At 55.3% G+C, this 13,126-nt stretch carries 14 protein-coding genes; 1 reads left to right on the top strand and 13 read right to left on the bottom strand.

The window, feature by feature from the left end:
- Nucleotides 1-20: 20 nt before the first annotated feature.
- The 11 genes from HCQ99_RS00295 to HCQ99_RS00245 form a co-directional block, all read right to left on the bottom strand.
- Nucleotides 21-1,562, bottom strand: a complete 1,542-nt coding sequence (locus HCQ99_RS00295; protein WP_166984585.1) for a chorismate-binding protein — start codon at nucleotides 1,560-1,562, stop codon at nucleotides 21-23.
- 6 nt (nucleotides 1,563-1,568) lie between these two features.
- Nucleotides 1,569-1,919, bottom strand: a complete 351-nt coding sequence (gene hisI / locus HCQ99_RS00290) for a phosphoribosyl-AMP cyclohydrolase (RefSeq protein WP_166984584.1) — start codon at nucleotides 1,917-1,919, stop codon at nucleotides 1,569-1,571.
- 3 nt (nucleotides 1,920-1,922) lie between these two features.
- Nucleotides 1,923-2,696, bottom strand: a complete 774-nt coding sequence (gene hisF / locus HCQ99_RS00285; RefSeq protein ID WP_166984583.1) for an imidazole glycerol phosphate synthase subunit HisF — start codon at nucleotides 2,694-2,696, stop codon at nucleotides 1,923-1,925.
- A 4-nt stretch (nucleotides 2,697-2,700) separates the two neighbouring features.
- Nucleotides 2,701-3,552, bottom strand: a complete 852-nt coding sequence (gene hisG, locus HCQ99_RS00280) for an ATP phosphoribosyltransferase (protein WP_166986352.1) — start codon at nucleotides 3,550-3,552, stop codon at nucleotides 2,701-2,703.
- Nucleotides 3,553-3,570: 18 nt separating this feature from the next.
- Nucleotides 3,571-3,834 (bottom strand): phosphoribosyl-ATP diphosphatase, encoded by a 264-nt coding sequence (locus tag HCQ99_RS00275; protein WP_166984582.1) that lies wholly within the window; start codon nucleotides 3,832-3,834, stop codon nucleotides 3,571-3,573.
- A gap of 35 nt (nucleotides 3,835-3,869) precedes the next feature.
- Complete coding sequence (gene rpe, locus HCQ99_RS00270) at nucleotides 3,870-4,550, bottom strand: ribulose-phosphate 3-epimerase (protein WP_243854749.1); 681 nt, start codon at nucleotides 4,548-4,550, stop codon at nucleotides 3,870-3,872.
- Nucleotides 4,551-4,565: 15 nt separating this feature from the next.
- On the bottom strand, nucleotides 4,566-6,026 hold the full coding sequence (locus tag HCQ99_RS00265; RefSeq protein ID WP_166984580.1) for an RsmB/NOP family class I SAM-dependent RNA methyltransferase: 1,461 nt from the start codon (nucleotides 6,024-6,026) through the stop codon (nucleotides 4,566-4,568).
- Complete coding sequence (gene fmt / locus HCQ99_RS00260) at nucleotides 6,019-6,948, bottom strand: methionyl-tRNA formyltransferase (protein ID WP_341747190.1); 930 nt, start codon at nucleotides 6,946-6,948, stop codon at nucleotides 6,019-6,021. Before fmt ends, HCQ99_RS00265 begins: the two co-directional genes overlap by 8 nt.
- A 4-nt stretch (nucleotides 6,949-6,952) precedes the next feature.
- Nucleotides 6,953-8,992 (bottom strand): primosomal protein N' family DNA-binding protein, encoded by a 2,040-nt coding sequence (locus tag HCQ99_RS00255; protein ID WP_166984579.1) that lies wholly within the window; start codon nucleotides 8,990-8,992, stop codon nucleotides 6,953-6,955.
- Nucleotides 8,993-9,083: 91 nt separating this feature from the next.
- The gene (gene rpoZ, locus HCQ99_RS00250) at nucleotides 9,084-9,341 is read right to left on the bottom strand and encodes a DNA-directed RNA polymerase subunit omega (RefSeq protein ID WP_166984578.1); all 258 of its coding nucleotides are present in this window, start codon (nucleotides 9,339-9,341) and stop codon (nucleotides 9,084-9,086) included.
- A 57-nt stretch (nucleotides 9,342-9,398) separates the two neighbouring features.
- A complete protein-coding gene (locus tag HCQ99_RS00245) occupies nucleotides 9,399-10,043 on the bottom strand; it encodes a DUF8185 domain-containing protein (RefSeq protein WP_166984577.1) in 645 nt (214 codons plus the stop codon).
- A gap of 35 nt (nucleotides 10,044-10,078) precedes the next feature.
- Here HCQ99_RS00245 and HCQ99_RS00240 point away from each other — a divergent pair, with 35 nt between their 5' ends.
- Nucleotides 10,079-10,870: an alpha/beta hydrolase gene (locus HCQ99_RS00240; RefSeq protein WP_166984576.1), complete on the top strand. Its 792-nt coding sequence runs from the start codon at nucleotides 10,079-10,081 to the stop codon at nucleotides 10,868-10,870.
- 9 nt (nucleotides 10,871-10,879) lie between these two features.
- Here the strand turns inward: HCQ99_RS00240 and HCQ99_RS00235 are convergent, their stop codons facing one another.
- Both HCQ99_RS00235 and ettA read right to left on the bottom strand, forming a co-directional pair.
- A complete protein-coding gene (locus HCQ99_RS00235) occupies nucleotides 10,880-11,344 on the bottom strand; it encodes an acyl-CoA thioesterase (protein ID WP_166984575.1) in 465 nt (154 codons plus the stop codon).
- Nucleotides 11,345-11,415: 71 nt separating this feature from the next.
- Nucleotides 11,416-13,098, bottom strand: coding sequence for an energy-dependent translational throttle protein EttA (gene ettA, locus HCQ99_RS00230; protein WP_166984574.1), 1,683 nt, complete (start codon nucleotides 13,096-13,098; stop codon nucleotides 11,416-11,418).
- Nucleotides 13,099-13,126 lie beyond the last annotated feature (28 nt).

Here is a 13,126-nt window from a genome sequence, read left to right as displayed (position 1 = left end):
GACAGTATAAATCTAACAGTCTAAGCTGCACGCAAAGTATTTGCGATGGCAACCGCTCTGAGCGGCGCAGCCGCTTTGTTTCGACACTCAGCATCTTCGCTGACAGGATCTGAATCTGCGACGAGACCGGCGCCTGCCTGCACATAGGCGGTATCCCCCTTAAGTGTCGCAGTGCGAATAGCGATCGCTAAATCAGCGTTACCCCCCAGGCCGAAATAGCCTACGACACCGCCGTAAACCCCGCGGCGCACCGGCTCGAGATCATTTATGATCCGGAGCGCCCACGGTTTTGGCGCGCCCGAGAGCGTTCCCGCAGGGAATGTTGCAACCAGTGCATCCACCGGCGAACAGTCAGCGCGCAGTTTACCCTCGACGGTTGAGGAGATGTGGGTAACATGGCTGAAACGCTCAATCTCCATAAATTCAGTCACTGCGACTGAGCCCGGCTCACACACGCGTGATAGATCGTTTCGCGACAGATCTACGAGCATGAGGTGTTCAGAACGCTCCTTCTGATCGGCGAGCAGCTCTGCTGCGAGGGCTGCATCCTCATCGGGATTCGCACCACGTGGTCTGCTGCCCGCAATCGGATGGGTGAGCACCTGCTCCCCCTGCACGGTGATAAGCGCTTCAGGGCTTGATCCAACAACTGCGAAGGGCGCGCCGGAGGCATCACTCGCGCTCAGCAAATAAAGATAAGGGCTCGGGTTCAGATGGCGTAAAACGCGGTAAACATCGAGCGGATCAGCATGGTTTTCAAGCTCAAAGCGCTGAGACAGCACCACCTGGAAGGCATCACCGTCAATTATGTGCTGTTTTGTGCGCGCAACACCCGCAAAAAACTCTTCCTGGCTTGTGCGTCGCACAGCTTCAGCAACGATTTCTTTGTCAATCACACCCACCGGGGTTGCTGCTGCCTCTCTAAGGGCTTCCTGCATGACGTCAAGACGCTGCTGCGCTAGCTGCCACTGAGATTCTGCTTCTGCCTCGCTTAAATCATTATCTGTCAGCACATTGGCGACCAGTGTAACAGTTCCCTCGCGATGGTCTATTACAGCAAGATCTGCAACAAAACCAAGGTACTGCCGCGGCACAAGCGGTTCGTCGTCAGACTGCGGTTGAATGTTTTCAAACTCGACAACACTCTCCCAGCCAAGATAGCCAACAAAGCCGCTGACCAGCGGCGGCAGCTCGGGGTGGGTTGATCCTTCCCAATGGTTATAAACCGCTGCAACAGCTGCAACCGGATCGAGATGAGACACACCACCAGGCAGCAGCCTGTTTTCATCTACCGGATTGGGAAGCGCTAGATTGGGCTCCCAGTGCGCTTTCCCCTGCCGTTCTGTGAGCACGCCGAAAGACTGCACACCGACAAAACTGTAGCGGTCAAAAATACCCTGCGCCGCTGACTCCAGCAGGAAGGTTCCTGATCGGCCGCCGGTTAGTTTGCGGTAAATGCTAACAGGGGTGTCAGCATCAGCAAACAGCTCGCGACAAACCGGGACTATTTTTTGTGTCACTCGATCCGCCGCAAAATCAGCGTAAGAAGTTGTGAGCCGCATCTTTGTCTACTCTCCCTCGGTTTCTGCGCACAAGAGCACCGGCAGGCTCCCGGTTTCAAAACAGGAGCGAGTGCCTAGGTGGCAAGCTGCGCCCAGCTGTTCAACCAGCAGCAAAAGTGTATCTCCGTCGCAGTCGTATCGAATCTCTTTAACGAACTGCTTATGACCGGAGGTGTCTCCCTTCCGCCACAGCTCGCCACGTGAACGTGACCAGTAGGTAACCCGCCCTTCGGCGAGAGTTCTGCTCAGCGCTGTTTTGTTCATCCAGGCCATCATTAGCACTTCACGAGATTCGTGATCTTGCACGATAGCTGGCACAAGGCCGTGTTCGTTAAACTGAATTTTTGCGATATCCATAAGTTAAACCCTGCTCTGTCGCACGCTGATACCGCTTTCGCGCATCGCTTCTTTTACCTCTTCGATGGTGAGGATCCCGTGGTGAAACACCGATGCAGCCAGCACCGCATCGGCACCGGCGGTGATCGCAGGGGCGAAGTCAGCAGCCCTGCCGGCACCTCCTGACGCAATTACAGGGACTGTCGAGAAGTCGGCAATCTTTTCGATGAGCTCAATATCGAACCCGGCTTTGGTGCCGTCGGCGTCCATTGAGTTCACTAATAACTCGCCAGCCCCGCGTGTGATCGCTTCTCGCGCCCAAACGAGGGCGTCCAAATCTGTCTCTTTTTTGCCACCGTGCGTGGTTACAATAAAACCTGACGGCGCACGGTCAGAACGTTTAATATCCAGGGAAAGCACAAGCACCTGATTGCCAAACCTGTCGGCTATCTCATTCAGCAGCTCCGGCCGGGCAATTGCCGCTGAATTCACACCAACTTTATCTGCTCCCACACCCAACAGACGTGCAACATCTTCAGCGCTGCGCACACCCCCGCCGACCGTGAGCGGGATAAACACACTCTCAGCGGTGCGCTGCACGATGTCATAGGTTGTCGCACGCTCATCAACCGTTGCTGTCACATCCAGAAACGTTATTTCGTCGGCGCCCGCAGCAGCGTATTTTGCGCCTAACTCAACCGGATCACCGGCATCTTTAAGATTTAGAAAATTCACACCCTTCACGACGCGGCCAGCGGCAACGTCGAGACAGGGGATCACACGAGCGGTAACTGACATTAGCTTAAATTCTTGCCGCGTGAATTGAGGTGACGATAATGGCTTTTGCCCCGAGCTCATGCAGTCTGTCCATAATTGGTGCGGTCTCATCGCTGGGCACCATGACGCGCACCGCCACCCAACCGGCGGTGGATAGCGGGGAGACTGTTGGCGCTTCCATGCCCGGGCTAATAGCGGTGGCCGCCTCCAATTTTTCAGCTTCGAGATCGTACTCCAGCATGACGTACTTGCGCGCAACAAGAACGCCCTCAAGGCGCTGCAGCAGCCGGTTGGTTGCCGAGTTATTCTGCGGCAGAGACGGCTCTGTTCCGATAAGGATCGCTGTTGATTCGAGGATTATCGGCCCGAAAATTGTAAGCCCTGCTGCGCGCAGTGTTGCGCCGGTTGAAACCACGTCGGCAACCGCATCGGCAACACCAAGCCGCACAGCAGATTCCACCGCCCCCTCAAGCTTTACAAGTTTTGCGCTGATGCCGCGCGCCGCAAGAAAATCACCGACAAGCTTTGGGTAGCTTGTTGCAACACGTTTACTTTCGAGCTGCGCGAGTTCGGTGATTTCAGTTGCCGGGGCGGCAAATCTGAAAGTTGAGTCAGCAAAGTCTAGCGACCTTATTTCTGTCGCCTCAGTGTTTGAATCAAGCAGCAGATCGCGCCCGGTGATACCAACATCAACCGCGCCAGAACCAACATAGGTGGCAATATCGCGGGGGCGCAGATAGAAAAACTCAACCCCGTTGCGCTCATCAACCGAGATTAGGGTGCGACTGTCGCGACGCCCGCGGTATCCAGCTTCAGTAAGCATTTGTGCCGCTGTCTCTGAGAGAGAGCCTTTGTTTGGAACTGCGATTCTCAGCATTTTATTCTCGGTCAAGAGTTACAGCTCCTTATATACATCGTCTAGGGTTAGGCCTTTAGCCACCATAAGCACCTGCAGGTGATACAGTAACTGACTTATTTCTTCCGCCAATTCTGCATCACTCTCATACTCAGCTGCCATCCACACTTCGGCCGCTTCTTCAACAATTTTCTTTCCAATCTGATGCACTCCGGCGTCAAGTCGCGCGACTGTGCCGCTGCCGGCCGGTCTGGTTAGAGCTTTTTCGCTCACTTCAGCAAACAGTTCTTCAAAAGTTTTCATGATCTCTCGGATTCCAGTAGCGCGTTATAAGTTGTTTAAGCGGCACACGTGTGGGCTAAAGCAGCGGCACGAAGTTCAGCAATCCGCGCGCTCGGGTCACCCTTATACACGGCGCTGCCCGCTACAAAGGTATCAGCGCCAGCTTCCGCGGCAATCCCAATGGTGTCAACGCTAATACCGCCATCAACCTGCAGCCACATGTCGATCCCGTGGCGTTTGCGCGCCTGAGCAACCTGCTTCACCTTCGGCATCATGTCAGCCATGAATTTCTGGCCGCCAAAACCCGGCTCAACAGTCATCACCAAAACCATGTCAAACTCCGGAAGCAGCTCAAGGTAGGGATCAGCGTCAGTGCCCGGCTTTAACGCAATACCGGCACGCGCTCCGATCTCACGAATACGCCGTGCTAACGCAACCGGATTGTCAGTAGCTTCGGCGTGAAAGGTGACAGAGGCAGCACCCATTTCGGCGTACCCTGGCGCCCATTTGTCAGCGTTGCTAATCATCAGGTGCATATCGAGCGGGATCGGGGAGACCGCTTGAATGCGTTCAACAACAGGCGGACCAAAGGTCAGATTTGGCACAAAGTGGTTATCCATCACATCCACGTGAACAAAATCGGCATTTGCAATGCGCTCTAGCTCGCTCTGCAGATTCACAAAATCTGCAGAAAGAATGCTCGGGTGTATCCGCTGGTGTGTGGTATCACTATTCACTCTGCCCATTTTAGTTTAGTTTCCGAGCTCCTGTTCGGTTGTGCTCTGCCGCATAATTAACGCGATAAACATTGCGTCACTGCCGTGGGCGTGCGGCCAGAGTTGCAGGGCGCGCTGCGACGCATGTTTTTCGGATCGCAGGGTCTGCAATTCTTGCAGCCCCAACTGTGCGGTCACATCAAGCGCTGCCGCTGCATCATGATTGCGTAAAAAGCGCTCAACAACTCCCTTAGTTTCTGCCAGATGCGGCGAACAGGTGACATACGCAATAACCCCGTTCGGCGCAAGGTGCGCATAAGCTTTCTCCAGCAGTTGCTCCTGCAGCTGCACAAGCTCTGGAATATCGCTCGGTTGTTTGCGCCAGCGTGCTTCGGGGCGGCGGCGCAAGGCGCCGAGACCGGAGCACGGAGCATCGAGCAGAATACGATCATATTTAGTGTCGGGCGACCCGTATGCAGTATCGCTACGACCGTCTGCGGTAACGAAGGAAACCGGCTCACTATTGTCTGCAACTGCTTCGCGCACGAGACGGCTGCGGTGCTCTGAAACCTCGTTTGCTCGCAAACTAATTTCTTTGCCAGCTGCGCGCTCGGCAACAGCCGCATTAGCTAGCACTGCGGTTTTCCCTCCGGGACCTGCGCACAGGTCGAGCCATGCTTCTTTTTCTGCAACCGGTTTTGCGCGCAATAAAGCTAGCGCGGCAAGTTGTGAGCCCTGATCTTGCACACGCGCTGTGATACCCGCCGCTGCCAGCTCGGTGAGCGCTTGAGCTGGGCTCACACCCGCTATTTCTGCGCCAAATGGGCTGACACCCGTAAAGCTGATTTTGTCTCCCAAAACAGCCTGCGCCCGCTCTATAACAGCTGTCAGTGACTGTTCTGGGCCGGGCAGAAACACTATGTTCACCCTTGGGGAGGTGTTATCAGCTGCGAGCAAGTCTGCTAATTCTTCGGCACGACCGTCAGATTTGAGCGCATCCGCCATGGCTCGCACAACCCACTGGGGGTGGGATTCTGCTACCGCCATTTTCACTGTTGCGGAGGCAAGCTCCTCTGTGACGACTGTGCGCCATTCAGCAATTGACTGCCGGCTGACTGTGCGCAACACACCGTTAACAAAACCAGTCGCTTTTTTGTTTGCGACAAGTCTTTGCAATTCAACTGTTTCATATATTGCAGCGTGAGTGGCAACACGCATTGAGAGCAACTGATGCACACCGAGTCTCAGCACTCTCAGCGTGCGCGCATCAATTTTCTCAGCTGGGCGCTTAGCAGCGTGCGCGATAATTGCGTCGTACAAGCCCTGCAGGCGCAGTGTGCCAGCAGTAAGTTCAGTAGCTAAACCAGCGTCCTGCTGATTCAGCCGCGCCGCACGAATCTTGCTCGGCAGCATTAAATTCGCGTAGGCGTCACGATCCTCCACGTCCCGCAGCACATCGTAGGCGACCAGTCTCGCTGCTGAAACCCGCTTAGCCATCGGCTGTCAGCCTCCCGCCTTTGCCCCGCAGCCAGTCTGCCGCCAACATTTTTGTTTTACCCGCCGGCTGCACTTCAAGCACCTCTAAAACACCCGCGCTCACGCCAAGGAACACTTTCTTTCCAAGCAGCGCAAACTCCCCTACGGGGGGCTCGATATCAGAGTTTTCAACCGGGGCGATACGAATAATTTTTAACGGCTGTTCGGCTGTTTGCACAAAAGCACCGGGCTCCGGCGTCACCCCCGCCCACTGCGCTAACACTTGTGCAGCAGATTTTGTGAGGTCTAAGCGCCCGTCTTCTCGCGTTAGTTTGTGTGCATAGGTCACTTCTCCGTCTTGCGGATCGCCCGCGTTGGGATTTTCTGCCAGCTGCTCCAGCGCGGCAAGCATCTCGGTCCCGCCACGCAGCGCCATCGCAGTCAGCACCTCACCAGCGCTCTCCCCTGGGGTGACGCTGTATGTGAAGCTGTGCACAACAGAGCCGGCATCAAGCTCTTCAACGAGTCTGAAGATTGTTCCGCCAATCTCGGTTTCACCGGCCATCAAAGCGCGCTGCACGGGAGCTGCCCCGCGCCATTTCGGGAGGGCAGAAAAATGCAAGTTGATCCACCCCAATCGCGGGGCTGTCAGCAGATCTGTTTTTAAGAGACCACCGTAAGCGACAACAACTCCGATGTCTGCGCCAAGCTCTGCTATTTGTTCGGTAGTGTCTGCGTCTAATCGGTTCGCTTTTATGGTTTTTAATCCTGCTTCTTGCGCAAAAGAAGCAACAGGCGAAGCCGTCAACACACGTTTGCGCCCCAAGGGCGCATCTTCACGAGTAACCACCCCGACCACTTCGTGTGCGCTCTCGGTTAGGGTTTTCAGCACCGGCACCGCAACATCTGGAGTGCCTGCAAAAACTATTTTCAGCTTCGCCATACTTCTAGCCTAATTCTTCCGGTGCCTCTGTGACAGTGCGGGTGTATGCATCGAAAACTGTCTGATCGTCCATCCGCACTCTTAACAGTTCTGGGGCGCGGGTGCGCGGTCTGGCCCGGCTTCCCTGCCGGCCAGCGGCTGCTGCAACCACCGCAGCGCGCAGTGTTCTAGCGACTTCTGCGCCGATGGCATAGCTAAACCGAACGATTGCGCGCCATGCACCATTCGACATTTTTACCGGCGGCAGCACATCGTATGCAGTAAATTCGGTAAGTTTTGCGAGCGCAGTTTCAACCTCTGTGTGAGTCCCCTCAACTGAGGCAACACGCACCGCAGGAGGAAAGCGCAAAGAGTTGCGCAGCGCCAGCTCGGAGCGCAGCCAAGCAATCAGCGTGCCTCTAAGAAAAACCTCAGTCACTCCACCGAGTTCGCGGGAGATGTAGCATATCCCATCACCGCGAGCCTTTGCAGCAGCATTCTCCCACCAGCGTAAACAGTCTTCAGAGATGCTGAGCGTCGGTATCTGCAGCATGTTTTCTGCATCCAACAACACCACAGCCGCATATCCTGCTGCAGCAACCGGTTCAGCACCAGGTGTTGCAACAACAATGGCGGGATCACCGCTCACCAGTTGCACAGGGTGGGTGCCGTCAGACAGTACGAGCGGCACACCAGGGAAGGTAACGCTCAGCTGCTCAACAGTGCGTTCACTCCCCGCTCCTCGCAGCTGGAGCTGTGTGCCACGACACTCCGTGCAGCGCCAGTGTGTGAAAGTTTCCAGACACCACAGGCAGCTGATCTCAGCGGTTAACGAAGTTTTGCTTAGGGGGCCGGTGCAGTTTGCACAGCGGGCAGGAGTTTTACAGCGCGCGCAGCTGCCGGCGAGTGCGTAACCGGGTTTAGAAACCTGTATCAGCACCGGGCCTGTTTCAAGACCCGCACGGATTGCGACCACAACCCCGCTCGAGATGCGCCCGCCTGTGCGCTCTGCCGGCAAAGATTCAAGCGCCCGCACAGTGGTGCGTTTCGGCGGATTAGCTGCCGTCTCAAAGATCCCGATCTCAACCAGCCTCTGTATCGCAACTGAACGACTGTAGCCGGCGCTCAGCACTGCGCAGCCTGTTTGGCTCTGCCGCACCAATGCGATATCTCTGCTGTGCATATAGGGCGCTTTGGGAAATTGCAGGAGCGGATCGGCTTCATCCCAAATCACAATAGTTCCAAGGTTGTGCGCGGGCGCAAGCACAGCTGCTCTGTTTCCAATAATTACACGCGGCACCTCTGTTAAGCATTCAAGGTGGGCGCGATATCTATCTTCCTTTGACTGTTTTGCGTCTACGCGCGTCACCCGCGCTGCAACCAGCGCGCGCAAGGCCGCTGCGAGCTGATTCAGATCACGATAGTCGGGCACACAAATAATAATTGAGCGCCCCTCACGTATTTCTCTTTCAGCGAGCAAGGCTAGGGTTGCCGCCCATCCCTGCACCCACAGAGAGTTGGGCAGTTGATCCATACCGTGATTCATTTCGAAGCTCAAACAGCTGCCAGCTTGAAGCTTTGCTGTAATCTCGTCTATTACCGAGGTTGGGGTTACAGCGCTCTCCCACACGCCTCTCAGCGCGGGCGGGCTGTCATCATCGCTTGGCGCGGCAGATACTTCTTTTAAAAACGCTTTTTCGGCTCGCACGTGGCGTGACGGAATTGCAAAGCGCAATAGATCACTGGCGTTTCCCGCCGCCCGATCAGCGCAGTGGTTTACGAGATCCCACACCTCTGCGGTTAAAACCGCTGGTTCTCCTAGAATCTGCGTCACCGGCTGCAGAATGCCGTCATATGCAGTGTTCGTTGCCAGGCGAATAACCCAGCCAAAGCTGCTTCTGCTCTGCGATCTGAGCGGAACTTTCACGCGCTGCCCGACCTTTATCTGAGCCGCCATCTCAGGTGTCACGGCATAATCAAAGAGCTGATCGAGCTGCGGCAGCCGTGAATCCAACAGCACCGCAGCAACTGTTGGCACTTGGCCAGCAGGAACAAGATTCGCCATCTCGCTGCGCAAGCTGCCACACCTCCCTCTCTAAAACCAAAACGCCGGGTACAACCAAAGGTTACCCGGCGCCTCTATTACTTTTACGGTTTTAGTTTGCTTCGCGAGTGTTGAGTTCGAGCTTGCCCTCAGCAATCTCACGCAGTGCAATAGTTAAAGGCTTGTCGTCGATTCCATGATCAACGAGCGGGCCAATGTTATCGCCAAGCTGCCCCTCCTGCAGATCTGCGTAATAGTCGTTGATCTGACGCGCACGCTGTGCAGAGAAAGCGACAAGTGAATACTTTGACTCAACCTGTTTCAGCAACTCGTCAATCGGCGGCTCAATAATGCCTTTGTTGGCAGACATGCTAGCTCCTAAAAAGTTTTAATAACCCACTCATTCTAGTTTATTGCCGCGATTAACTCAAAGCCGCACTAGCACCGATCCGCCCTTTGCCTCCAAACGCAACCAGCCATTAGCGCTGAGCAGTTTGACGTCTGAGCTCCCGTGCAAAAACCCGAGTGTGTCTAGCGCGAATGCCGCTCCGGCCGGCACCTGCGGCAAAATTTCGCGGGCCCACACCTCTTCTCGCAGTTTCTGCACCAAAAGCTCTCCTGGATTTTCAGGGAGCGCGTTTGCAATCTGCTGCGCACCTGTTTTCGCCACCTCGCTGAGGGAAGCTGCTGAGACAACCCCCTGCGCACGCCAGCCCGTCTGCGGCGGGGCGATACCCGCCCACACGGACGTGGTTTCTGTTGGTGGAAGCGGCAGCTGCGGTTCTGCAAGACGCGGCAGTCGTTCGCTTAGCGCACGCAACTGATACACCGCGTCCAGATCTTCCACGCCAGCAGCAAGCTTGAATCCGCGCACGCCGAGAATAACAGGTGTATCGTCGAGCAGCGAGTGCGGCGCCAACACACAGCCGGTCACCCCCAAAACAAGCTGCTTATGCACACGCTTTGTGGTCAGTCGCAGCGCACCCGCCCCGTCTAACGCGACAAATCTGCGCAAGAATAACTCAAAATCTCGCACATATCGCATATCTGGAAAACGCAGAGACTCAGCCACCGCACCAGTTTAACCTGCCCGGATAGGATGTGAACATGGCAATTCACATGGAGTTCATCCCGGGCGGATCCGCGCTTACCGTATTCCTGCACGGGCTGATGGGGCGCGGGAAAAACCTCGCACAGACGGCTAAGTCGGTAAAAGATGTGACTTCATCGCTGCTGGTTGATCAACCAAATCATGGTGAGTCTGAGTGGACTAATAGTTTTAACTACGGCGAGATGGCGCAGGCGGTGGTTTCCGCTGTACGGCAGCATGAGGCCTTCGCCGCACACGGGAAGTTTCATCTGGTTGGGCATTCGATGGGCGGCAAAGTGGCAATGCTTATTGCCCTCGAATATCCAGAAATTGTGCAGTCATTAACCGTTGTCGATATCTCCCCTGTTAGTCAGTCAGATATGTCAGAGTTTAAGCATCTTCTTGGTGCGCTGGCTGAGCTCGATTTACTGTCTATCAAGAGCCGCGCAGATGCCGACAGGGCTCTTACAGAAGCAATCCCAAACTACGGCACGCGCGCTTTTCTGCTCCAGAATTTGCAGCGCGAGGTGGACGGTTTCAAATGGCAGCCAAATCTTCAAATGCTGCTTCGCGAGCTTTCTGCGATTGGCGCTTTCGATGCTCCCGCCGGGAAACAGTATGAGGGGCCGGTGCTATGGGTTGCTGGCGCAGACTCAAACTATATTCAGCCGCGGCATTTACCGCGGATGCAGGAACTGTTTCCAGATGTGGTGCCGGTTACTGTTGCAGATGCCGGGCACTGGGTGCACTCTGAGCAACCCGAAAAGTTCACAGCTCTGCTTCGTGAGTTCATAACCGCAGAGCACTAACGCTCGTAATTAACGCCCCAGTTTCAGGGGTTCGTCACGCCACCGCTCAGCCGCCGCGCGCCCTTGGCCGGTCAAACGCGTTGGGCGCATTGTCAGGCCGTCGACAATCACTACTGTGGTGATGGCACGCGCAACGATCTGCTGCTGCGCTTCAGAGTTGTCGATTATTTCGTAGTGCACTTCAAGGCTTGACCCGCCGAGTTTCCCGATCCACATCGCAACGGTAATCGGAGATGCTGAATACTCGAGCACACGCACGAACTCAATCTGCTGCGCAGCTACAAGCATTTTCGGATCTTCGGGTTTACTGCCGCGAAAATGACCGTCAAGACCGGTATCTTCACGTGCGGTGCCCATCCAGAAAAGACGCACGCGCGCTTCCTCTAAGTAGCGTGCAAAAGCGACATTGTTGATGTGACCGTAGGCGTCTTGGTCGCCCCAGCGTAATTCGATGTCAACGTGTGCTTTGGGCATGCGTCCTCCCTAATAGGGGTGGCCCCAACGAGAGGCTCGACGGGGCCACACTGCTGCAATTTTGGCGGCTTTTAATCGCGTGACAGCTTGCGATAGGTCACACGGGATGGTTTTGCAGCCTCAGGGCCGAGACGATCAATCTTGTTCTTCTCGTAACCTTCGAAGTTGCCTTCATACCAATACCAGTTTGCCGGATCCTCTGCGGTGCCCTCATATGCCAGAATGTGCGTTGCAACACGGTCGAGGAACCAGCGATCGTGTGTAATCACTACTGCACAGCCGGGGAACTCTAGGAGTGCGTTTTCAAGACTCGCAAGAGTTTCCACATCAAGGTCGTTGGTCGGCTCGTCGAGCAGCAGGACATTGCCTCCCTGCTTCAAGGTGAGCGCCAGATTCAAGCGGTTGCGCTCACCACCGGAAAGCACCCCTGCCTGCTTCTGTTGATCCGGGCCTTTAAAACCGAAACTTGAAACGTATGCGCGTGACGGGATCTCAACCTGACCCACTTGGATAAAGTCGCGGCCGTCTGACACAACCTCCCAAACAGATTTCTTTGCATCAATTCCTGCACGATTCTGGTCAACGTAGCTCAGCTTCACAGTCTCGCCGATTTTCAGGTCGCCACCGTCAAGCTCTTCAAGACCAACGATGGTTTTAAAGAGCGTCGACTTACCAACACCGTTCGGGCCGATAATGCCGACGATGCCGTTGCGCGGCAGTGAGAAGCTCAAATTTTCGATGAGCACACGCTCCCCGAAACCCTTTTTCAGGTCTTTTGCTTCAAGCACGAGGTTGCCCAGGCGCGGCCCTGGCGGAATTTGAATTTCTTCAAAGTCAAGCTTCCGTGTGCGCTCGGCTTCCGCAGCCATTTCTTCGTAGCGTGCCAAACGGGCTTTCGACTTTGCCTGACGCCCCTTGGTGTTCGAGCGCACCCACTCTAGTTCCTCTTTGAGGCGCTTCTGGAGTTTTGCGTCTTTCTTCCCCTGCACCTGCAGTCTTTCTGCCTTCTTTTCAAGATAGGTAGAGTAGTTACCCTCATAAGGGTGCAGGTGACCGCGGTCTACTTCTGCGATCCACTCTGCTACGTGGTCGAGGAAGTAGCGGTCGTGGGTAATCGCGATTACCGCGCCAGGGTACTTTTGCAGGTGCTGTTCCAGCCACAGCACGCTTTCAGCGTCGAGGTGGTTGGTTGGCTCATCAAGAAGCAGCAGATCAGGTTTTTCCAAGAGCAGCTTGCACAGCGCCACACGACGTTTCTCACCACCAGAAAGATTTGCAACAATCGCGTCAGACGGCGGGCAGCGCAGCGCATCCATTGCCTGCTCGAGCTGGTTATCGAGATCCCACGCATCTAGTGCGTCGATTGCCTCCTGCAGCTCACCCATTTCTGGCAGTAGCGCATCATAGTCTGCGTCTGGATTAGCCATTTCGGCGCTGATCTCATTAAAGCGGTCGATCTTTGCCTTAATCTCTCCAACGCCCTGCTGCACGTTTTCAAGCACGGTGAGCTCTTCATCAAGCTCTGGCTCCTGCATCAGAATACCGACGGTGTACCCCGGTGTCAGTTTGGCCTCTCCGTTAGACGGGGTGTCGCGTCCGGCCATAATTTTCAAAATCGTTGACTTACCCGCGCCGTTCGGGCCAACCATACCGATCTTCGCGCCGGGGAAAAACGACATCGAAACATCATCAAGAATTACCTTGTCACCGTGCGCCTTACGAGCTCGCACCATCTGGTAAATATATTCAGCCATATTCTTGGGCTCTACCTTTTATGTCTTG

This window comes from Canibacter zhoujuaniae, assembly GCF_011752015.1.
GTDB lineage: Bacteria > Actinomycetota > Actinomycetes > Actinomycetales > Microbacteriaceae > Canibacter > Canibacter zhoujuaniae.
Note: the sequence above shows the minus strand (reverse complement) of the source record. Positions and strands in the feature narration are given on the sequence as shown.